The sequence below is a fragment of the Devosia sp. WQ 349K1 genome (genome assembly GCF_016595685.1).
In the GTDB taxonomy this organism is placed as follows: domain Bacteria; phylum Pseudomonadota; class Alphaproteobacteria; order Rhizobiales; family Devosiaceae; genus Devosia.
The window spans coordinates 70,444-91,479 of record NZ_JAENGO010000003.1 but is presented as its reverse complement, the minus strand read 5'-3'; the positions used below and the strand labels follow the sequence as shown (position 1 = coordinate 91,479).

Here is a 21,036-nt window from a genome sequence, read left to right as displayed (position 1 = left end):
TCCGCAATCGGTAGGGCACTAGGCGGTCGCCAAAAACCTAGATTTCCTAAGACTTATTCCGATTTCGAAGCTTAGGGAAATTTGGCTGGGGAACCTGGACTCGAACCAAGATTGACGGAGTCAGAGTCCGCTGTTCTACCATTGAACTATTCCCCAGCAGGCCCAAAGGGCTGGCAGCGTGGCTGCTGGTCAGTCGGGCGAAATTCGTAAACTTCACTGTCCCGCTGATGGTTGTGTCTTAAAAGCGGAGTGGGCTTTGGGTCAAGCCTTCATTGGGCAATCAGTGCGCGAGTTCGCGAAATCCTGTTGATTTCTTCTCGCGTTCTCCATCGACAGGAGGGCCATCTCGCTTTGGGCGAGATGGCAATTTTGTAGGCTAGAGCAGAGCCTGCTCATTTTTGCCCATCAGGCGGAACGCGATGTAGACCGCAATGCCACTGATCAACAGCAGAATAGTAGACATAGCGGCCGCCACCCCGAAGTCACCATCGAGAATGAGCACGTAAATGCGCACCGGCATGGTGATCGTCGATCCGACATAAAGCACGAGCGAGGACGATAGCTCGTTGATCGCAGTGACAAAGCTGAGCATGGCGCCGGCGATGATGCCGGGAACGATCAGCGGCACGGTTACGCGTAGGAATGCCTGGAATGGGCTATATCCCAGAGAGACCGCTGCTTCCTCAAGACTGGGCGAGATTTGGCGCAGTGCCGAACTTGTCGTGCGCACCGTATAGGGCAGGCGACGAATAAAGATCGAGAGGATGATGATGGCTGCTGTGCCAGTCAGCACGAGCGGACCCGTGTTGAACGCGGCAATATAGGCGATACCGATAACAATGCCCGGCATCACATAGGGGATCATGAACGCCCCATCGAGCAGGGATGTGTTGATGCTGGTGCGGCGAGCGACCAGCACGCCGATTATGGTGCCAGCGACGACGATCAACGCCACGGCGATAGCGGAAAAGGTGAGCGAATTGCGCACAACATCGCCGAGGTTGAAGATAATGCGCTCATAGCTTTGCAACGCGAAACCATCCTGAAACACAGGGCCGTTGGTCTTACGCAGCGAGTAAATGACCGAAATAATCACTGGCATGGCACCGCACAGGCCGATGAAATAGACAGCGAAGTGCGCCAGCCAATTGCGCCAGCCTTGGAGCTGGATCTTGATCGGCTTGTTGATCATGTTGCCGTGGTAGACGTTCTTGCGCGACATGAAGCGCTGGATCATCACAAAGGCCATCGAGACCATGATCAGCACCACCGAAATGGTGGTCGCCATGGACATGTTGGACCCAACTTCAGCCGAGTAAAGCGCATAGGCTTCGGTGGCGAGCACGTTGTAGCCACGGCCGAGCAGACGTGGCGTACCGAAGTCCGCGATAGACTGGATGAGCGCCAGAAGACCGCCTGCCGAGAGCGCTGGCAGAACGAGCGGAAACGAGATCTTGAATGTCCGCTGTAGTGGGGTCAGGCCAAGGCCTTCTGCTGCCTCTTCAAGCGAGCGGTTGACGTTCGATAGTGCGCCCGAAACCATCAGGTAGACGAAGGGATAGAACTTCAGCGCGAAGACGATGAGAATGCCGCCCAGCCCATAGATCGGGGGCATGTTGATCCCGATTTCGCGGGCCCAACTGCGGACGACACCGCCAGCGCCGAACAACACAATCCACGAGTATGCGCCGATGAAGGGCGGTGACACGAGGGCGAGGATCGCGAGGAGCGAGACGAACTTGCCGCCCTTAATCTGGAAGCGCGAGATGCAGAAGGCCATGATCGAGCCGAGCAACATGGCGCCAAATAGTCCGCCAAAGCCCACCACGAGCGTATTCAAGAAAGCCCGCTGATAGCGGGGCTCCATAACGAACGCCAAATAGTTGGCGAGCCCGGTGTTACCGGAACGATCGACGAAGCTCGAAATGAGTACCGAGCCGACCGGTATAATCAACAAGAGCGCAAGGATCGCCCACGTCGCGAAACTTACGATTTTCCAAAAGTCGAAACGCGCTGTCATGGTCAGCCCCCCAGAGCCACGCGCTTCTTATCTGCGTCGAACGCCATAAGGTGCTCGCGAGCAATAAGAATACGGACGGCATCGCCTGGAGTGTAGATTCGCTTCAATTCGGCGGCGCCGAGCTGAACGGTGATCTCGCCCGCGGATGTTTTTACGAGAATATGGGCTTCACGGCCGAGGTAGGTGTATTTGACGATCTCGCCGTCAACAGCCACAGCGCCTAAACCGGCGGCCTCATCTGCTGCCAGAAGACGCATGCTTTCTGGGCGGATGGCCCAAGTTGTTGCGTTTGCGGCCACAAGGTTGAGCTGACTGAGAAGCTGCGTGAGCCCCGCTGAGGCCGAGAACGTATTCAGTGTCCCGACGAAGTTCGCGACGAACAGGGTCTGCGGATTGCCGTAGATTTCCTGAGGGGTGCCGATCTGTTCGATCTGGCCCGCGCTCATCACACAGATGCGGTCGGAGATCGCCAGCGCTTCTTCTTGGTCGTGCGTAACATAGATCGTCGCGATATTGACGCGCTTCTGAATGTCACGAATTTCTTCACGCAACTCGATACGCAGCTTGGCGTCGAGGTTGGAAAGCGGTTCATCCATAAGCAGAAGGCATGGATTGATGACCATGGCGCGAGCGAGGCCAATGCGCTGTTGCTGCCCGCCCGACATGGCGGCGGGGAGGCGTTCGGCCAGTGCCCCCAAGTGCACGGCGTCGAGAGCCGCAGCGACGCGGGTTTTGATTTCTGGGGCAGGAACCTTGCGGGGCTTAAGGCCAAAAGCGACGTTATCAAACACGCTCAAATGCGGGAAAACGGCGTAGTCTTGGAAGACCATACCGATGTCACGCTGGTGAGGTGGCTGCGCGCGCAGGTCTTTGCCTGCCAATGTGATGCTGCCCGACGTCAGATCGTTAAATCCGGCGATGGCGCGCAGAAGGGTGGTTTTCCCGCAGCCAGACGGTCCCAGCAGCGTGAAGAATTCTCCTTCCTCCACTGAAATCGAAACGCCATTGAGTGCGCGGAAGCCCACGAACTGCTTCACCCCGTCGGTGACTGTCAAATAAGCCATTCCAGCCCCTCATTTCCCTCGTTCTCTGTGCTTTGAAAGCAAACACAATTTTCGTATTGCAACAAGTGCAATGTCGCTCCATGATCAGAAACGATCATAAGTTTGATCAAAAGGGAACAGGAGGAACAAATGAGTGTTGCAAAACGGACATTGGTCGGATTTGCCTTCGCACTAGCAGCAACGACTGCAATGAGCCCCGCAATGGCAGCCGAAGGCTCGGTTGTCGTTTACACTGCGCACAAGTCATCCATCGTGGACCGCCTTCTGCCAGTATTTGAGGCCGACACAGGCCTTAAGGCCGAAGTTATTCAGCTCGGTTCGGGCGACATCTTCCGCCGCGCACGCGCTGAAGCAGGTGCACCAGCGGCAGACGTTATCTGGTCGGTGACCGGTAGCTTGCTGACTGAAAATGCTGATTTGCTCGAGCCGTATCAGGTTAAGGATCACGCAGCGCTCAACGCTGAGTTCGTTCGGAGCGATGCTTGGACCCCGTATACTGCGGTTGTTTATGTCCTCGCCGTGAATACCGACATGGTCTCGCTCGAAGACGCACCAAAGAACTGGGCTGACCTGGTCGATCCTAAGTGGCACGGCCAGATCGCATCTGCTCGCGCAGATAACTCGGGTTCGGCTGTGCAGCAGCTTCAGACCGCGCTCACCGTTTTCGGTGATGATGGCTGGGCCAAATACACTGAAATGGCGAAGAATTTCGTCTTCACCGACAGCTCGGGCGCTGTTCCACGCTTCATCGCTGACGGCGAAACCTCGATGGGCTTGACCCTTGAAGATAACGCTATTGAATACCGCAATGGCGGCGCGCCAATGGCTGTCGTACTTCTCGCTGACGGCACTGTCGCGGCGCCAGATGGTATCGCGCTCGTCAAGGGTGGGCCAAACCCAGATGGCGGTAAGGTCTTCCTCGACTGGGCAATGTCCAAGTCGACGCAGGAACTGCTTGCCAACGAGATCGGCCGTCGTGCAATCCGCACCGACGTTGCTCCACCTCCAGGTGCACCAGACCTGAACACCGTCAAACTGATTGAGATCAAGTCGCTCGACGATCTTGGTGGCACCGAAGAAGTGCTGGCCAAGTGGCGCACGGCAATCGGCGAATAATCTGACTATCTATAAGACTGACGGGATTTGTTTGAATGAAGCACATGGAAGCCTTTTCGCTCGGCAAGAAGTTCGCCGATCCAGGGGCCAATGAAGATAGTCTCGTCATTCTACCAAATAGGGGTTACGCCGTTATCGACGGCGTAACCGACCGCAATGGGACGCGGTATAACGGCATGTTGTCGGGCCAGTTTGCCTCACGCACCGTCCAAGCGGCCATCGAGAAGTTCCTTCTGGCACAGGGCGATGCTCGCCAGCCGAACCTGCAATTTGCAGGTGCCGAGCATTTCATCGACTACCTCGGGCAGGCAATTTTCGCCGAATATGAGAAGGCCGGCGCAGTCGACGCCGTTACAGCGGACTGGAAGCTGCGTGGCGGTTGTACCGTCATGGCCGCGCTGATCATCGGTGATCGCCTAGAGATCGTCGCTGTTGGCGACAGTGGCGTGCGCATCAATGGCGAAGACGTTCTGCAGGTCCTCAAGCCTTTGGACGATGTTACGGCTATCATGCGCCGCGAAACATGGAGCCATTTCCGCGCTCTAGGCTACGATAGCGTGCGTGCAGATGCGCTTGCAGCCAACATCACTTGGCGCGGCACCAAGCATCAGGAAGCTGGTACAGACACGGCCGATCCACAATTCCTCGCTAATATCGAGCAGCGCGCGCTGGCGGCGTGCACGGCGCATTTGCCGAATGTTCCTGAGGCTGAAATTCAGGCGCTCATTCATGGTGGTATCTGCTTCGCGCAGGGCGATTTCCAGAACGTGACCGACTTGGTGCTGGGCTACGGCGGGCTCGACGGTTTTGCGGTGCCTTCACGCTACATCGAAACCCGCAGCTACTCCCTCAAGGACGTTCACACCATCGAGCTTTTCTCCGATGGTTATTTCAAGCTTGGCGATCGTTTCGGCGTGGCCTCATGGGAGGCCGGTCACGAAGAGGTGGAGGCAGAAGACTTCCACAAAATCGCCCGCTATATGAGCACAAAGGGTACGACTGATACCCAACTCACCGATGATAGAACCTATCTAGGGATTAAGCTCTAATGAGTGGCCGGAAGCGTGTTGAAGGATTGTTGTCTCAGCGCGCGGACTCTCCGGCCGCTTCTAACGGCCTGAATGAGCGGCAAGAGCAAATTCTTGCCGCCATAGGCGCTAATGGCGCAGCGTCTGTTTCGGAACTTGCTGAGCAGTTTAACGTCACCACCCAGACTATTCGGCGTGACCTGAAGTTGCTCAACGAACGGGGACTGCTGGTCAAAGGCTTTGGCGGTGCATTTGCGGCCCCGGGTGTCGCGCGATACACCTATAATGAGCGCGGTAGCACCGAAGTCGACATCAAACGCCAGCTCGTTAATGCGCTCAAGCCGATCTTGTTTGACGGCGCCACGGTGTTTGTGGGCCTAGGGACGACCTTCCACGGCCTCCATCAAGTTGTTGCCGACTTCCCTGGCATGCTAGTGGCGTCGCCTAATCTGGAAGTCATCTATAGCTGCGCGATGAATACGGACGCCACCGTCTATGTTTACGGCGGCTATGTGCGCAATAAGGACACTTCCATCCTCACTCTAGCCGACGGTAGTCGGCAAAAGTTCAAGTTTGATATCGCCATCATCGGCGCTAGCGCGATTGACCGGGAGGGCTCTGTGCTGGAGTTCGATCCGATGGAGGTCGATCTGGTGCGTGACGTTCTTGCTTTGAGTCGGCGCGTCGTACTCGTCGCTCATGACGGAAAATTCAGCCAGAACGCGCCCCATGTTGTCACGCATCTCTCCGAAGTCGATGTGCTTGTTACAAACGGTGATCCCGCCACATATTTTGACGACGCTACGACGTTGAAAGGTCTCGATATCATCCGCGTGTGAGGATGAGGCGGATGCTTTTGATTGCGCTGGGGCATGCCATGCTCTACCTTAGTCTCAACAACGCAACAAAGGTGCGTTCGGGCGCGGCCGGCTTTCCGGCCTTGGCGACCGCGCACTAAGGAGACATCCCGTGGCCGATCTTACTCGGTCCGCCGCTGTTTCGGTCTTAAAAGCCGAGGCAGGGGCCGGTGTATCTTCCGGTCAAAGCCGGAAGGATAGGGCAGCCATTGCGCCGCCCGGATCGCCGGATCCGCGGACCCTAAACGCCCCGAATCCCCGTCGACACCGCGGCGCCATTTACGCTGCGCTCGATTTGGGAACGAACAATTGCCGTCTTCTTATTGCCAGACCCCATGAAAGGGGTTTTCGCATTTTAGATGGCTACACACGTATTGTCCGACTAGGCGAGGGCGTTTCTGTCACCGGTCGTTTGGCTGATGGTGCGATGGAACGCACCATGGACGCCCTTCGCATGTGCCGGAACAAGTTGCGCGAGCATCAGCCGACGCGCATGCGTTTGATCGCAACCGAAGCCTGCCGCGCCGCTGAAAATGGTCCTGCATTCTTGGCCCGTGTGAAGAGTGAGCTTGGGATCGAACTTGAGATCGTTGATCGTCGCACGGAGGCCGAATTGGCCGTTACCGGTTGCGCCGATCTGATTGATACTCAGGCGCAAGGCGCGCTGATGTTTGATATCGGCGGTGGTTCGTCGGAGTTGGCTTGGCTCGACTTCCGTGGCGGTCGACCGCGTTCGCAGGGGCGGATGTCTGCTTCTATTCGGTCTTGGCAGTCCATGCCGGTTGGCGTGGTCTCGATTGCCGAAAAATTCGGCGGTGTGAATGTCACGCGCGAGACGTTTGAAGACATGGTCTCCTACGTTTCTGAGCACCTCCGTCAGTTCCGTGGCCGCGAAAAGCTGCGTCAGATGATTGCCGAACATCCAGTCCATTTGATTGGCACTTCTGGTACGGTGACGACGCTTGCGGGTTTACATCTCGGCCTGGAACGCTATGAGCGTCTGAAAGTTGACGGCTTGTGGATGCGGCGCGATCAGGTTGATGAAACCATGCGCGTTCTGCTGAACATGCCATTCGAGCGCCGTGTCGCGCATGCTTGCATTGGCAAGGATCGCGCCGATCTCGTGCTTCCCGGTTGTGCTATTTTTGAGGCCATCCGTCGTGAATGGCCTACGGATCGTGTTCGGGTTGCCGATCGTGGTCTTCGTGAAGGTATTTTGATTTCCCTTATGGACGCTGATCGCTCCCAGAAGCGTCCAATTCGACATCCAAGGAGGGCGGGCAATGGCCAATAGTAAAGCCCTGGGCACAGGCGGTCGTAAGTCCGACAGAGACTTTAAAATTCGCGTTAAATCGGCCAAGGGCCGTAAAGTCGCGTCGACGAAGTGGCTTGAGCGCCAGCTCAACGACCCCTATGTCGCGCGCGCACGCTCTGAAGGGTATCGCTCTCGCGCTGCCTTCAAAATCAAAGAGATGGACGAAAAGCACAAGTTCTTCAAAAAGGGCATGCGCGTCGTCGATCTTGGTGCAGCGCCAGGCGGCTGGTCGCAGGTAGCGGCCACCGCTGTTGGCTCGACGCCGGACAATGTGCTCGTCATCGGTATCGACTATATCGAAATGGACGACATCCCGGGTGTAAACCTGCTGCGCAAGGATTTCACAGAGGATGATGCTCCGGGCATGTTGATCGACATGCTGGGTGGCCACAAGGCCGACGTTGTCATGTCTGATATGGCGTGGCCGACGACAGGCCACCGTCCGACGGACCACCTTCGTATCGTTCATCTCATCGAGATCGCGGCGGACTTCGCCATTGAGGTCCTCAAGCCCGGCGGCACGTTTGTGGCTAAGGTTTTCCAAGGCGGCACCGAGCATGAGCTGTTGCACATGCTCAAGCGTCACTTTGATACGACCTTCCACTCCAAGCCGCCCTCAAGCCGCAAAGACTCCGCAGAGGCTTATCTCGTGGCGAAGGGGTTCAAAGGCCTGGATTTCCGGCATGAACACAACAACGATCACGACGAATAGTCAGCCGCGAGACTGAACCATAAGACCGCCCTTCGAGGCGGTCTTTTCGTTTCATTTTGGTGCGGGCTAGCCTTTAGCGCGGCCCTTATGCCCCGACACGTCGCTGCCCGCGTTGGCGGGTAGGGTGAAATAGACCAATCCACCGAGGGCGCTAAGGGCGCCGACCGCGAAGAATGCGATCTGGAAGTTTATTAGCGTCAGCTCCCCGCCGGTGAAATGGCGCGTGATCTCGATCACGGCACCCGCCACGGCAACACCGAAGGCGACCGACAACTGCTGGGATACCGCCACGATGGCGGTGGCTTGGCTGGCTTCTTCATCGGAAATGTCTGCGTAGCCCAGGGCGTTCGACCCCGTGAAAAAGATCGAGCGGAGTACGCCGCCGAATACGATTACGCCCATCATGACCGCCGCCGCTGTTTCGGCTGTGAACAGACCCTGCGCGCCGATGAGAAGGCCGCCTAACACCGCCGAGACGCCCAGGACGCGCGGGAAACCCCAGCGGGCGTAGACACGTTCGGCGATGAACTTGCTCCCCATCGCGCCGAGCGCCGACACGAATGTGATGGCGCCACTTTCAAATGGGGTCATGCCAAAGCCGAGTTGCAGCATCAGCGGGAGGAGAAACGGAACAGCTCCCACACCGATGCGAAACACCGAGCCGCCCGTTATCGAGGATCGGAAAAGCTTGTGGCGCAACAGCTTGGGATCGAGCAGGGGATAGGTCACCCGGCGCGCGTGAAGCACGTAAAGGGCAGCAGCAACAAGCCCGATCGCCAGTGTGAGATAGCCATAGGTGATGGGAACGGCTGGAAGGCTGATCACGGACAGGCCGAATACCGTGCCCGAGAAGGCGACGGCGGCGATGAGAAACCCGACCAGATCGATTGGGCGCGGTGTGCGCTCATCCGGCACTTTTAGGTAGATGCCCGAAAAGATGATCCCGGCGATACCAATCGGGATATTGATCCAGAAGATCCAATGCCAGCTGAGATATGTCGTCAGAAAACCGCCGATAAGCGGGCCTGTCACAGGAGCAATCAGCGCGGGGACCGTGAGCCACGCCATGGCCGACACGAGTTCGTTTCTGGGCGTTGAACGCACGAGCAGCAAGCGCCCGACGGGTGTCATCATGGACGACCCGATGCCCTGGAAAAAGCGCGATGCCACAAAGGTCTCGAGCGAATTGGCAAAGGAGCATGCCAGCGATCCCAGCATGAAGACGAAGATCGCCAGACGGAAGATGTTCTTCGCTCCGAAACGGTCGGCCATCCACCCGCTAATGGGGATGAAGATCGCCAGCGCCACGAAGTAAGCCGTCAGCGCCAACTTTAGGGCGATGGGCTCAGATCCGATATCGGCTGCAATTGCAGGTAGGCTGGTGGCGATGACAGTCGAGTCCATCTGTTCCATGAACAGAGCGACCGCCAAAATGAGCGGGGTGACGCGGATCACAAAGCTAACCAATGAGTCTATGGAAAGGGCAGGCAGAAGCCGAAGCAATTATGGTGGGTTTGACCTCCTGCGGCCAGCCCGATCCATCTTAAATCGTTCGTTCTATCGAACTCTATTCTTACCTTCGCTTTTTGCGACCGACAATTTCGCGTCGGCGCGGCGAATAAGTGTCTCGGGCGTGTCCTCTGCCTCAAGCTCTGCAACGCCTACGCTGATGGTAATGGCGACGGGGACCCCACCAAGCATAAACGCGTCGCTGGCCACGGCTGCACGCAATCGCTCGGCCATAATATGCGCTGCCAATATCTCTGTTCTGGGCAGGATGACGTAGAATTCGGCGTCGCCCATGCGGCCAATGACGTCTTGACGTCTCAATAGGCTTTGGCATCGCTCAACCAGCATGGCGAGGACTTTATCGCCCGCAGCATAGCCATATTGAAGGTTGATCTTCTTGAAGCTGTCGATGTCCAAGATCATGACTGCGAGAAAATTCTTGTTGTGGAGCGCGCGATTGAACTCGCTGCGAATGATCGCTGCACCATGTTCGCGGGTGAATACTTCGGTAATCGCGTCCGATTGTTCGACGATAGTGACTTCCCGCGCCACTCGAGAAATCTCGAAAAGTAGAAAGACAATGATCGTGCAGGCCACAATTATTGCCATCAGAACCAGTGCATGGTCGGCGAAGGGGAAAGCATCAGGAATATAGTCAGACCAGCGTTGGGCCTGTGAAACTTGGTGAAGCGCAAAAACGATGATGCTCAACATCGCGATTGTGCGCAGGAAACCTAAGCGCGCTGCGGCCGATCGAAAAGCATTGGTAATTCGGGAGATAGCGCGAATTCTCAAGCTGATCTCCTGAAACCGAAACCCATGTTGGGCTGCATACTAGTTCCCCACCGGAAGACTATGCATAGTGCCAATAGCTATTTACTAAGTGATTTAAGTTTGTCGCGCTATTACATCAAATGTGTCGATGAGCTTCTGATTGTGTCCCCTTACCAATCAGACGCACTCAGGCACTAGGCAAGTCGCCACTCCGGTGGTATGCACCATCGCCAACCTGAACCCGCGACGGTCTCCGCGCCGGTTCACATTCCAACATCTCTGTACTGACAGTAGGCAGGAAGGTTCTGGCCTTGGCAAAGATTATTACCACTATCACTGGCGATGCCGCGCTCACGTTTGACGACGTGCTCCTCCAGCCTGCGCGCTCTGACATTCTGCCGACCGAAACCGACATTTCGACCTACGTGACCAAGGATATCGCGCTCAAGCTGCCGATCCTTTCCTCGGCCATGGATACCGTTACCGAAGCGAACATGGCGATTGCTATGGCGCAGGCCGGTGGCATGGGTGTTATCCATAAGAACCTGACCGCTACTGAGCAGGCGGAACAGGTTCGCATGGTCAAGTCGTTTGAAAGCGGCATGGTCGTAAATCCGATCACCATTGGTCCCGATGCGACCTTGGCGGATGCGCTCTCGCTTATGCAGAAGAGCCGTATCTCGGGTATTCCTGTTGTCGAAAACGGCGGTAAGGGCGGTCGTTTGACTGGCAAGCTGGTCGGTATCCTCACGAACCGCGACGTGCGTTTCGCAAAGAGCCCAGCACAGCCGATCTCGGAACTGATGACTCATCAGAACCTGATCACGGTCCGTGAAGGGGTTTCGAAGGAAGAAGCGCAGGTTCTGCTGCATCGTCACCGCATCGAGAAACTGCTGGTCGTCGATGAAGACTACCGCTGCATCGGTCTGATCACGGTTAAGGACATGGAGAAGGCTCAGCTCCACCCGAACGCCGTCAAGGACGAGCAGGGGCGCCTACGCGTGGCTGCAGCCTCGACCGTCGGTGACAATGGTTACGAACGCTCGCAAGCCCTGATCGACGCTGGTGTTGACCTGCTGGTCATCGACACCGCCCACGGTCACTCGGTCCGCGTTGCCGAAGCTGTCGAGCGCATCAAGCGCGAAAACAATAATGTCCGCATTGTAGCGGGCAATGTTGCGACTGCGGAAGCCACCAAGGCCCTCATCGATGCTGGCGCTGACGCCGTTAAGGTCGGCATTGGTCCGGGCTCGATCTGCACCACCCGCATCGTTGCTGGCGTTGGCGTTCCGCAGCTTGCGGCCGTTATGGCCTGTGCCGAAGAAGGCGCAAAGGCCGGCATTCCTGTCATCGCAGACGGCGGCATCAAGTTCTCTGGCGACATGGCCAAGGCACTTGCTGGCGGTGCAGCCTGCGTCATGGTTGGCTCGCTGCTCGCAGGGACTGACGAAGCTCCGGGCGAAGTGTTCCTCTATCAGGGGCGCTCGTACAAGTCTTACCGAGGCATGGGCTCGGTCGGCGCAATGGGGGCCGGTTCGGCTGACCGTTACTTCCAGCAGGACGTGCGCGATCAGATGAAGCTCGTTCCTGAAGGCATCGAAGGTCAGGTTCCATATAAGGGCCCGGCTGGCGCGGTTCTCCACCAGCTCGCTGGCGGTCTGCGTGCATCCATGGGCTATACCGGCGCGCACAATCTCAAGGACTTCCGCGAGAACTCTGTGTTCGTCAAGATTTCAGGCGCTGCACTGAGCGAAAGCCACGTCCACGACGTGACCATCACCCGCGAAGCGCCGAACTACCGCTCCGGCCGCTAAGGTTTGTAGCCGGTTGAAATTGAAGGCCTCTCCCGCACGGGAGGGGCCTTTTTTCTTTGGGAGATTTGCCGGTGTGCAGACCCCTTTTTGAGCAGTAAGTTTGTTTAGGGAGGGAAGACGATGCAAAGCGTTGTAAAGCATGAGCAGATCAAACTTGCTGCAAATGCGTTAGCCAATCTCGGATGCGGCGCGATACTCACATCTCTTGTTGCGCCCTATATTGGTATAGCCACAGGAACGCTGACACCGACGGTTAGTGTACTCAACCTTGCGGCTGCTTGTGCGTTGGGAGTAATATTAGGCGCTATGTGCATCGTTGAAGCTAGTCGACGTTTGCGTGGCCTGGAGGCGAGCGAATGAGCATGACGGTGTTCCTGTGGCTGTGGGGCCCATGCGTGATCTTGAGCCTGATCGTGTTTTTCCGCGTTCTGGACGCGTACTCTGACAAGCGCGACCGCAAGGGTGACCGTCCGGCTGAATAAACACTGTCGGCCGAAACATCCTATCTTTCTGCGCGTTAGCCCCGCATCCCGACTCTCTTCCAGAGCTTTGCCAAATGCCGCTAACTGCGAAAATTCTGCTATCTGCCGTTGTCGCTCAAGTGATCCTCACGCTCGTCATCTTGGTTTTGATGGGGCGGGAGCGGGTGCCGCGCATTGCACGCGGTGAAATCCGCATGGCGGATGTTGCGGTCGACCGAACGGCTTATCCGCTTAAAGCGCGTTTGCTTTCAAACTCCTTTGACAATCAATTCCAGCTCCCCGTGCTGTTCTATGTGGCCGTTGTGCTGTCGCTACAGATTGGCGCGGTCGGGTGGATTGAAGCGGCGCTGGGCTGGCTTTTCGTGGCGTCTCGCTATATCCACGCTGGCATACACGTCACTACCAATAATCTGCCAAAGCGGTTCGTGGTCTATTGCACCGGCCTTGTCGTGCTCGCCCTGTTCTGGCTATGGCTCCTCATTCGCATTCTCTTAGCCTGAGTATTTGTCCATGCGTCTTCCCGGCCGTATCGCCGCCGCCATTGTAGTTCTGTCCGATGTGGAGCAGCGCAAGCGCCCGGTTTCAGAAGCGCTCAAGGCTTGGGGTATCAACAACCGTTTCGCTGGCGCAGGTGACCGCGCTGCTATCGGCAATATCGTCTACGACGCATTGCGTTCGCGGTCCTCACTCGCGGCTGCCATGGGCGCAGACACCCCGCGCGCCCTTGTGTTGGGCGTTATCCTGCGCGGCTGGGGCGAAAGCCCGGAGGCGCTCAACGAGCTGTTTGCTGCGGATAGCCACGCGCCAGAAGCGCTGAGCGCTAAAGAAATCGCTGGCGCGACCGCCGATCTTTCGAGCGCGCCGGAACACGTCCAGGCCGATTTGCCCGAATGGCTCGTACCGTCACTCAAGCGCGCTTTTGGCGATGATTTTATTGCCGAAGGTCAGGCAATGACTGGCCGTCCGTCGCTCGATATTCGTGCTAACGCGCTGAAGGCGACATCGCAAAAGGTCGCAAAATCGCTGGCGCGTTTTACCCCTGAAGAAACAGCTATTGCGCCATTCGGTCTGACCATGCCGGCCGGTCCACGCGATGCGCGGACGCCCAATGTCACAACTGATGAGGGCTACCTCAAAGGGTGGTTTGAAGTTCAGGATCAGGGCAGCCAGATCGTTTCGGCTTTGGCTGGCGCCAAGGAAGGCGAACAGGTTCTTGATCTTTGCGCTGGGGCAGGGGGCAAGACCCTCGCTCTCGCAGCGACCATGGGTAACACCGGACAGATCTTCGCTTATGACAGCGACCGTTCGCGTCTGGCCCCGATCTATGATCGCCTCAAGCGCAATGGCGTGCGAAATGCGCAGGTTCGTGCTCCGAACCCGGGTGCTCTCGACGACTTGATCGGCAAGATCGACCGCGTCGTTGTTGATGCGCCCTGCACCGGTACGGGTACTTGGCGCCGTCGCCCGGACACCAAGTGGAAGCTCACTCCAGAGCTGATCGCTTTGCGTCAGTCTGAACAGGCTGCCCTCTTGGAACAGGCTCTGACCTTCCTGAAGGTGGGCGGCACGTTGGTTTATATTACCTGCTCCGTTCTCCCAGAGGAGAATGATGATCAAGTCGTTGATTTCGTTAAGAGCCACGCCAATGTCGAAACCGTCCCGATGGCAACAGTTTGGCGCAAGGCATTGATCTCGGACTTGCCAGAAGGTTTGGAGACCCCAGCCGGTGGCCTGATGCTAACGCCAGCACGCACCAGTACCGACGGTTTCTACATCCACCTGCTGCGCAAAAAGGCATAAACCGCCCTCCGCATTGAACTTTAAGACAAACCCGGCGTTCTCCTCCCAAATGGGCCTGGAGAACGCTAATGTCCGCCGCGACAACTGACTACCGCACGCCACAATCCTGGATTGTCCTCGCTGTCTTCATTGTCGCCGTCGTGGGGATCGGTAGCTTTATCGGCACCCAAACCCCTCCCGGTCCTTGGTTCGAGAGCTTGGCTAAGCCCTCGTGGAACCCGCCCGCCGCAGTGTTTGCCCCCGTCTGGACCATCCTTTATGTCATGATCGCTATCGCTGGTTGGCGCGTGGTCATGGACAATCCCAAATCCAAAGCCATGATGCTGTGGTATGCCCAGATGGTGCTGAACTTTCTGTGGTCGCCCGTGTGGTTCGGGGCGGAAATGCCGTGGCTCGCCTTCGGCATTATTGTGGTGCTCTGGGTAACAATCGTCGCCTTCATTTTGACTGTGCGCCATCGCGATACGCTCGCGGCGTGGCTGTTTGTGCCCTATCTGGCGTGGGTGAGTTTTGCGACTGTCCTCTGCGGCACAATCGCCGCGATGAACAGCTAAGCCTTGCGAAACTGAGGGAGCGATCCGCTCCCTCGATTTTGCAACGCAAGTCTGCGCATCACTGGTCTTGCGGAATCCCGAAACTGGCTGTAAAGCCCGGCCATGCAGCACCCAGACACCGCCCCCACCGACACCATCCTCATTGTCGACTATGGCTCGCAGGTCACCCAGCTGATCGCGCGTCGTATCCGCGAGACTGGTGTTTACTGCGAAATCCATCCGTTCCAGTCCGCCGACGCCGCCTTTGCGGCGATGAAGCCCAAAGGCGTGATCCTTTCGGGGTCCCCAGCGTCGACGCTGGATGAGAACGCTCCCCACATTCCAGAAGTCATCTTGACCTCTGGCCTGCCAATCTTCGGCATTTGCTACGGTCAGCAGGCCCTCTGCATGGCGCTCGGTGGCAAGGTCGAAGCCGGTCACCACCGTGAATTCGGTCGCGCCGAAGTTGTCGTCTCCAAGCCTAGCGCGCTTTACGAAGGCGTCTGGGATGACGGTGCCGCTCACCAAGTTTGGATGAGCCACGGCGACCGCGTCGTATCCCTGCCAGAAGGTTTCGAAGTCGTTGGGACGTCGCCGAATGCGCCGTTCGCGATGATTGCGAACGAAGAGAAGAAAATCTGGGGCGTTCAGTTCCACCCTGAAGTGGTTCACACTCCAGATGGTGCCAAACTCTTCCAGAACTTCGTCCATAAGATTTGCGGCCTCCAGTCCAACTGGACCATGCAGGCTTACCGCCAGAAGATGATCGACAAGATCCGCGAACAGGTCGGTTCCGGACGCGTTATCTGCGGTCTCTCCGGCGGCGTTGACTCCTCCGTTGCCGCTGTTCTGATCCACGAAGCCATTGGCGATCAGCTCACCTGCATCTACGTCGACCACGGTCTGATGCGTATGAACGAAAGCGAACAGGTCGTGACCATGTTCCGCGATCAGTTCAACATTCCGCTGGTTCACGTCGACGTTTCCGACAAGTTCATTGGCGAACTTGAAGGTCAGGTCGATCCTGAAACCAAGCGCAAGATCATTGGTCGTCTCTTCATCGAAACCTTCGAAGAAGAAGCCAAAAAGCTCGGCGGCGCAGAGTTCCTCGCTCAGGGCACGCTTTATCCAGACGTCATCGAATCTGTGTCGTTCACCGGTGGTCCTTCGGTCACCATCAAGTCGCACCACAATGTGGGCGGGCTACCAGAACGCATGAACATGAAGCTGGTCGAGCCGCTGCGCGAACTGTTCAAGGACGAAGTCCGTCAGCTTGGTCGCGATCTCGGTATTCCGGATAGCTTCATCGGCCGTCACCCATTCCCGGGTCCAGGCCTTGCGATCCGTTGCCCAGGCGGCATCACCCGCGAAAAGCTCGACATTCTGCGCAAGGCAGATGCGATCTATCTCGACGAAATCCGCAAGTCTGGTCAGTACGACAAGATTTGGCAGGCATTTGCCGTTCTGCTGCCGGTTCAGACCGTTGGCGTGATGGGTGATGGTCGTACCTATGAATTCGTCTGCGCTCTGCGCGCCGTGACCTCGGTCGATGGCATGACGGCTGATTTCTATCAGTTCGACATGAACTTCCTCGGTAAGACCGCGACGCGCATCATCAATGAAGTCCGTGGCATCAATCGCGTCGTCTACGACGTGACGTCCAAGCCACCCGGCACCATTGAGTGGGAGTGATCTCCCTCACCTGATTTGAAAGTGCCGGTAGAGCAATCTACCGGCACTTTTTGTTTGTTGCCGTTGGTTTGCAACTCCGCCTCCGGTCGACGCGTTATTATGGTGCCAATAAGGCAAGAAGTGTCGGTTGGCGTCAGTGCCGGTTGAAGGGTTCATTTACTGCAGCAGAGTCTGTGATTTCAGATTTGCAGCAGTCTTTGGGATAGTTCTTCGATTGGCGGGCGCCGATAGGGGGTTGAGCGAATTGACGAACCATCTCTCCATTGTGTCATTGCAGGCAGGGGCGCCTCCGAAAAAGAGTGAAACGCTGTCCCGCTTACCGGTCGGCGATTTGGCTTCGACCATCATTTCCGCTTTGCCATCCCCCGCTGCCGTTCTGAACCGACAGGGCTTGGTCTTGGCGATCAATGGCCAATGGCAGGACGTCAACTTTCAGGCAGAAACCACCAGCTTGGGAAGCTCTTGGATGAACCTTGTTGAGCCGGGGGATCGCTATGTGGCCCTATCGTGCTTCTCTGAGACTGCTGCCAACGACCGCACCTCGATGGAATTGCGGCTGTTAACACGCTCGGGCATGTCCCGCTGGCATGTGGTCACCTTGAGCCCTCTGTCCGAAGACACCGTGCTCTGCGTCGCCACGGACATCGATGCCATTCGCCGTCGAGAGGGATTGCTCGAGACGAAGGCGTCGATGCAAACACAGATGCTCGACATCTCGCTCGACTGCATCAAGCTCATCACGCCGGACGGCATGGTCTTGCATATGAACAAATCTGGCTGCCGCGCACTTGGGGTGCCAGAAGACTCATCCTTTGGAATGGCTTGGTTGGATCTTTTGCCCGACGATGTCCGTCAGGAGGGCCGAGCGGCCATTGAAGCCGCGCGCAACAGCAATATTGGGCGTTTCGCAGGCAGAAGCGTCATTCCGGGGGAGGCGCCGCAGCACTGGGACAATAGCTTGACCCCGGTTTTGGATGCCAATGGGCAAACCACTGCGATCTTGGTGGTCTCGCGTGAGGTCTCCGCGCAGCACGCTGCAAATCAGTCCCTCAGGCAGAGTGAAGAGCGCCTGAGCATGGCAGCCAATGTTGGTGGCCTAGGGATTTGGGACTATGACATTCGCGCCGACAAAATGGTTTGCGATGATAACTGGTATCGCATCGTCGGTCGTGACCCCGCGCAGCCGATCTCGTCGGTGGCCGAATTTGGACCGATGATCCATCCCGAGGATGTGCAGATCGCCACGGAGGTGCGCCACACAGCCGAAGAACTGCTCGCCACAGGTGAAGACTACCGGATCGTCTTCCGCGTGGTGCATCCAGACGGTGAAGTCCGTTGGGTGCGCTCGGCAGCGGCGATACAAACGCAAGACGGGCAGGCGGTGCGGGCGACCGGGTTCATGGTTGATGTCACTGAGAGCGTGCTGCGGGAGCAGGCCCTGCAGGAGCAAAATCAGCGTTTGCTGATTGAGCGCGAATCTCTGGCGCTGTTGAGTTCTCAAGATGCGCTAACGGGCGTTGCCAATCGGCGCGAACTTGATGATCGGCTTGGTAAGCTCTGGGCGGACGCCAAATCGACCGGAATTCCATTGGCGATTGTTATGGTCGATGTCGACCACTTCAAAGAATTCAACGATCACTATGGGCACCTGGCGGGAGACGCTGTGCTCAAGCGGGTCGCCGAAGCGTTGCTCTCGCTCACCCGGAGCACCGACCTTGTCGCCCGTTACGGCGGCGAGGAGTTCTTGATGGCTCTACCCGGCGTTATCAGGCCTGTGACCATACTCAACCGCATCAACGAAGTCGTGCGCGAGTTGGACGTTAATCACCTCACCTCGCACACGGGGCGACTAACAGTCAGCGCCGGATGCGCCGTTGGCGCGAATGTCGAAGGATCTGTCGAACACTTGATCGCGCGAGCCGATGAGGCGCTTTATCAAGCCAAACAGCAGGGGCGCGATAGATATGTGATCAACACTGCGGGGGAAGCCTAGAATAGTCCAACGAGACGCAGCCTATGGATGTTTGCAATCCGGGGACCTCATGCTAAAGCTGCCGGGAAATTTCGAACCAATTCAGGTTGCCAATGTCTCAGGACAATATCTTCCGCGAAATCGATGAAGAACTGCGCACAGACCGTATTCGGTCCATGTGGAAGCGGTATGCTCCTTTTGTCATTGGCGGTGCCGTCGCGATCGTCGCTCTGGTAGCGGTCAACGAAGGCTGGAGCTGGTATACGAAATCACAGTCGGCAGCGGCGTCAGAAGAACTCTATTTGGCCTATGATGCGGCCGAAAATGGTGATCTTGAAGCGGCTCGCGCTCAGCTCGAAGCCATCTCGGCTAAGGGCGGCGGCTACGCTGTTCTGGCGCAGTTCCGCGCTGCAGCACTTCTGGGTGAACAGGGCGACTCGACAGCCGCCGTTGCCGCCTATGATGGTGTAGCCAACACCCAGTCCAACCCGCGCCTGCGTGAGCTGGCTCTCTTGTCGGCCGCTCAATTGCTCGTCGACACGGGCACTCTGGCTGACGTTGAAGCGCGCATTGCAACGCTGGCAACTGACGACAATCCACTGCGCCGTGTGGCGCGCGAACTGCTGGGCCTGGCTCAGTATAAGGCTGGCGAAGGCGAAGCGGCTCAGGCCAGCTTCGAAGCGGTTCTGAATGATCCGCTCGCTGCTCAGTCTACGCGCAGCCGCATGTCGTTCTATCTTGCACAAATGCTCTCGGAAGGCGTTGTCACTGCTGACGCGCCTGCCGCTGATGAGGCTCCAGCCGCTGACGAAGCGCCTGCGGCTGAAGAAGCCCCGGCAGCTGAATAACATACCCCTTGAAGGGACGCCGCCATGACGGTTACCGTTGCCATTGTCGGCCGCCCAAACGTAGGCAAGTCGACCCTATTCAACCGGCTCGTTGGTCGTAAGATCGCGCTGGTTGACGACACCCCCGGCGTCACGCGTGACCGCCGTGAAGCTGAAGGTCATATTGCCGATCTTACCTTCCGTGTTCTTGACACGGCAGGCTATGAAGACGTTCGTGACGGCAGCCTAGAAGATCGCATGCGCCAGCAGACTGAGCTGGCAATCAATGAAGCCGACGTCATTCTGTTCATGATCGACGCGCGCGCTGGCGTTGTGCCGCTCGACGAACGCTTTGCGCAGGTTCTGCGTAAGGCGGGCAAGCATGTCCACCTCGTGGGCAACAAGGCCGAAGCCAAGGCTTCCGAGCATGGCCTCGTGGAAGCGTTCAAGCTCGGCTTTGGCGAGCCGATCGCGCTTTCGGCAGAACATGGTCTTGGTCTTTCTGAACTCTACTCCATCGTTTCGGCTGCCATTGATAAGGCTGCTGAAAAGAAGGCGCAGGAAGAAGCTGACGCTGCAGCTGGCGAGCAGTCCGATCTCGACTTCCTGCCTGAAGTTGACGTCGATATCACTCCCGACATGCTCGAAGGCGAAGGCGACGACGCAACACTGCGGTGGAACCCGAAGCGCTATTTGAACGTCGCCATCGTCGGCCGCCCGAATGCGGGCAAGTCGACTCTCGTCAACCGCATGGTTGGCGAAGAACGCGTTCTGGTCGGCCCGGAAGCCGGTATCACCCGCGACAGCATTCTCGTTCCATGGGAATGGGAAGGCCGCACGATCAACCTCGTCGATACCGCCGGTATTCGTCGTCGTTCGCGCGTACAGGAAAAGCTTGAAAAGCTGGCCGTAGGCGACAGCCTGCGCTCGCTGCAATACGCGGAAGTCGTCGTGCTTATGCTCGACGCGACGATCCCGTTTGAAAAGCAGGATTTGGCTCTGGCCGATCTTGTGGAACGTGAAGGCCGCGCCATGGTCATCGCGCTCAACAAGTGGGACCTGATCGAAGACAAAAACAAGACGCTCACCGAGCTGCGTGAAGAATGCGAACGCCTGCTGCCGCAGGTACGCGGTATTCCGCTCGTGACGCTTTCTGGCCTTACCGGCAAGAATATCGATCGTCTGATGGAAGCGATTTTCGAGGTGGAGCGTTCCTGGAATGCTCACGTTTCGACCTCGCGCCTCAACCGTTGGCTTTCGGGCATGATCGAGAGCCATCCACCTCCGGCAGTTGCTGGTCGTCGTCTCAAGATGCGTTACATGACGCAGGCTAAGACACGTCCGCCTTCGTACATCATTTTCGCTTCGCGCCCCGAAGTCGTTCCCATGAGCTATCAACGCTATCTTGTGAACGGCCTTCGTGAAGCCTTTGGCATTAAGGGCTCGCCTATCCGTATTTGGCTGCGCGGCGGCAAAAACCCCTACGCGCCAAAAGACTAAGCGTTTCGGTTCGGAGCTAGC

The 21,036-nt window shown here is 57.4% G+C and carries 18 protein-coding genes and 1 tRNA gene; 14 read left to right on the top strand and 5 right to left on the bottom strand.

Annotation, left to right across the window (positions count from 1 at the left end; translation table 11 throughout):
- Window positions 1-82 precede the first annotated feature (82 nt).
- The 3 genes from JHL21_RS06575 to JHL21_RS06565 all read right to left on the bottom strand — a co-directional run bounded on the left by JHL21_RS06575 (window position 83) and on the right by JHL21_RS06565 (window position 3,084).
- Window positions 83-156: transfer RNA gene (locus JHL21_RS06575), tRNA-Gln, on the bottom strand.
- Window positions 157-376: 220 nt separating this feature from the next.
- Window positions 377-2,020 carry an iron ABC transporter permease gene (locus JHL21_RS06570; protein ID WP_199531801.1) on the bottom strand — a complete coding sequence of 548 codons (1,644 nt, stop codon included), beginning with the start codon at window positions 2,018-2,020 and terminating at the stop codon, window positions 377-379.
- Window positions 2,021-2,022: 2 nt separating this feature from the next.
- On the bottom strand, window positions 2,023-3,084 hold the full coding sequence (locus JHL21_RS06565) for an ABC transporter ATP-binding protein (RefSeq protein WP_200212609.1): 1,062 nt from the start codon (window positions 3,082-3,084) through the stop codon (window positions 2,023-2,025).
- 129 nt (window positions 3,085-3,213) lie between these two features.
- On the opposite strand from JHL21_RS06565, the gene JHL21_RS06560 reads away from it, so the two are divergent.
- The 5 genes from JHL21_RS06560 to JHL21_RS06540 all read left to right on the top strand — a co-directional run bounded on the left by JHL21_RS06560 (window position 3,214) and on the right by JHL21_RS06540 (window position 8,112).
- Window positions 3,214-4,200, top strand: a complete 987-nt coding sequence (locus JHL21_RS06560) for an extracellular solute-binding protein (RefSeq protein ID WP_169196673.1) — start codon at window positions 3,214-3,216, stop codon at window positions 4,198-4,200.
- A 35-nt stretch (window positions 4,201-4,235) separates the two neighbouring features.
- Complete coding sequence (locus JHL21_RS06555; RefSeq protein WP_200212608.1) at window positions 4,236-5,249, top strand: hypothetical protein; 1,014 nt, start codon at window positions 4,236-4,238, stop codon at window positions 5,247-5,249.
- Window positions 5,249-6,067 (top strand): DeoR/GlpR family DNA-binding transcription regulator, encoded by an 819-nt coding sequence (locus JHL21_RS06550; protein WP_200212607.1) that lies wholly within the window; start codon window positions 5,249-5,251, stop codon window positions 6,065-6,067. Before JHL21_RS06555 ends, JHL21_RS06550 begins: the two co-directional genes overlap by 1 nt.
- Window positions 6,068-6,380: 313 nt before the next feature.
- Window positions 6,381-7,379, top strand: coding sequence for a Ppx/GppA phosphatase family protein (locus tag JHL21_RS06545; protein WP_210338873.1), 999 nt, complete (start codon window positions 6,381-6,383; stop codon window positions 7,377-7,379).
- A complete protein-coding gene (locus JHL21_RS06540) occupies window positions 7,369-8,112 on the top strand; it encodes an RlmE family RNA methyltransferase (RefSeq protein WP_169196676.1) in 744 nt (247 codons plus the stop codon). Before JHL21_RS06545 ends, JHL21_RS06540 begins: the two co-directional genes overlap by 11 nt.
- A 66-nt stretch (window positions 8,113-8,178) precedes the next feature.
- Here the strand turns inward: JHL21_RS06540 and JHL21_RS06535 are convergent, their stop codons facing one another.
- A complete protein-coding gene (locus JHL21_RS06535) occupies window positions 8,179-9,567 on the bottom strand; it encodes an MFS transporter (protein WP_200212606.1) in 1,389 nt (462 codons plus the stop codon).
- 102 nt (window positions 9,568-9,669) lie between these two features.
- Window positions 9,670-10,416, bottom strand: coding sequence for a GGDEF domain-containing protein (locus JHL21_RS06530; RefSeq protein ID WP_200212605.1), 747 nt, complete (start codon window positions 10,414-10,416; stop codon window positions 9,670-9,672).
- 290 nt (window positions 10,417-10,706) lie between these two features.
- Between JHL21_RS06530 and guaB the strand changes: the two genes are divergently transcribed.
- The 9 genes from guaB to der all read left to right on the top strand — a co-directional run bounded on the left by guaB (window position 10,707) and on the right by der (window position 21,015).
- Window positions 10,707-12,209, top strand: coding sequence for an IMP dehydrogenase (guaB, locus tag JHL21_RS06525; protein ID WP_169196679.1), 1,503 nt, complete (start codon window positions 10,707-10,709; stop codon window positions 12,207-12,209).
- Between the two features lie 356 nt (window positions 12,210-12,565).
- Window positions 12,566-12,691, top strand: a complete 126-nt coding sequence (locus JHL21_RS17880) for a hypothetical protein (protein ID WP_302052369.1) — start codon at window positions 12,566-12,568, stop codon at window positions 12,689-12,691.
- Between the two features lie 74 nt (window positions 12,692-12,765).
- Entirely contained in the window at window positions 12,766-13,191 is a 426-nt protein-coding gene (locus JHL21_RS06520; RefSeq protein ID WP_200212604.1) for an MAPEG family protein, read from the top strand.
- A gap of 10 nt (window positions 13,192-13,201) precedes the next feature.
- Window positions 13,202-14,491 carry an RsmB/NOP family class I SAM-dependent RNA methyltransferase gene (locus tag JHL21_RS06515; protein WP_200212603.1) on the top strand — a complete coding sequence of 430 codons (1,290 nt, stop codon included), beginning with the start codon at window positions 13,202-13,204 and terminating at the stop codon, window positions 14,489-14,491.
- Between the two features lie 68 nt (window positions 14,492-14,559).
- Window positions 14,560-15,045, top strand: coding sequence for a TspO/MBR family protein (locus JHL21_RS06510; RefSeq protein WP_200212602.1), 486 nt, complete (start codon window positions 14,560-14,562; stop codon window positions 15,043-15,045).
- Between the two features lie 102 nt (window positions 15,046-15,147).
- Window positions 15,148-16,716 carry a glutamine-hydrolyzing GMP synthase gene (gene guaA, locus JHL21_RS06505; protein WP_200212600.1) on the top strand — a complete coding sequence of 523 codons (1,569 nt, stop codon included), beginning with the start codon at window positions 15,148-15,150 and terminating at the stop codon, window positions 16,714-16,716.
- Window positions 16,717-16,960: 244 nt separating this feature from the next.
- Window positions 16,961-18,709: a diguanylate cyclase gene (locus JHL21_RS06500; RefSeq protein WP_200212598.1), complete on the top strand. Its 1,749-nt coding sequence runs from the start codon at window positions 16,961-16,963 to the stop codon at window positions 18,707-18,709.
- Between the two features lie 92 nt (window positions 18,710-18,801).
- On the top strand, window positions 18,802-19,536 hold the full coding sequence (locus JHL21_RS06495; protein ID WP_169196686.1) for a tetratricopeptide repeat protein: 735 nt from the start codon (window positions 18,802-18,804) through the stop codon (window positions 19,534-19,536).
- 24 nt (window positions 19,537-19,560) lie between these two features.
- A complete protein-coding gene (gene der / locus JHL21_RS06490) occupies window positions 19,561-21,015 on the top strand; it encodes a ribosome biogenesis GTPase Der (protein WP_169196687.1) in 1,455 nt (484 codons plus the stop codon).
- Window positions 21,016-21,036 lie beyond the last annotated feature (21 nt).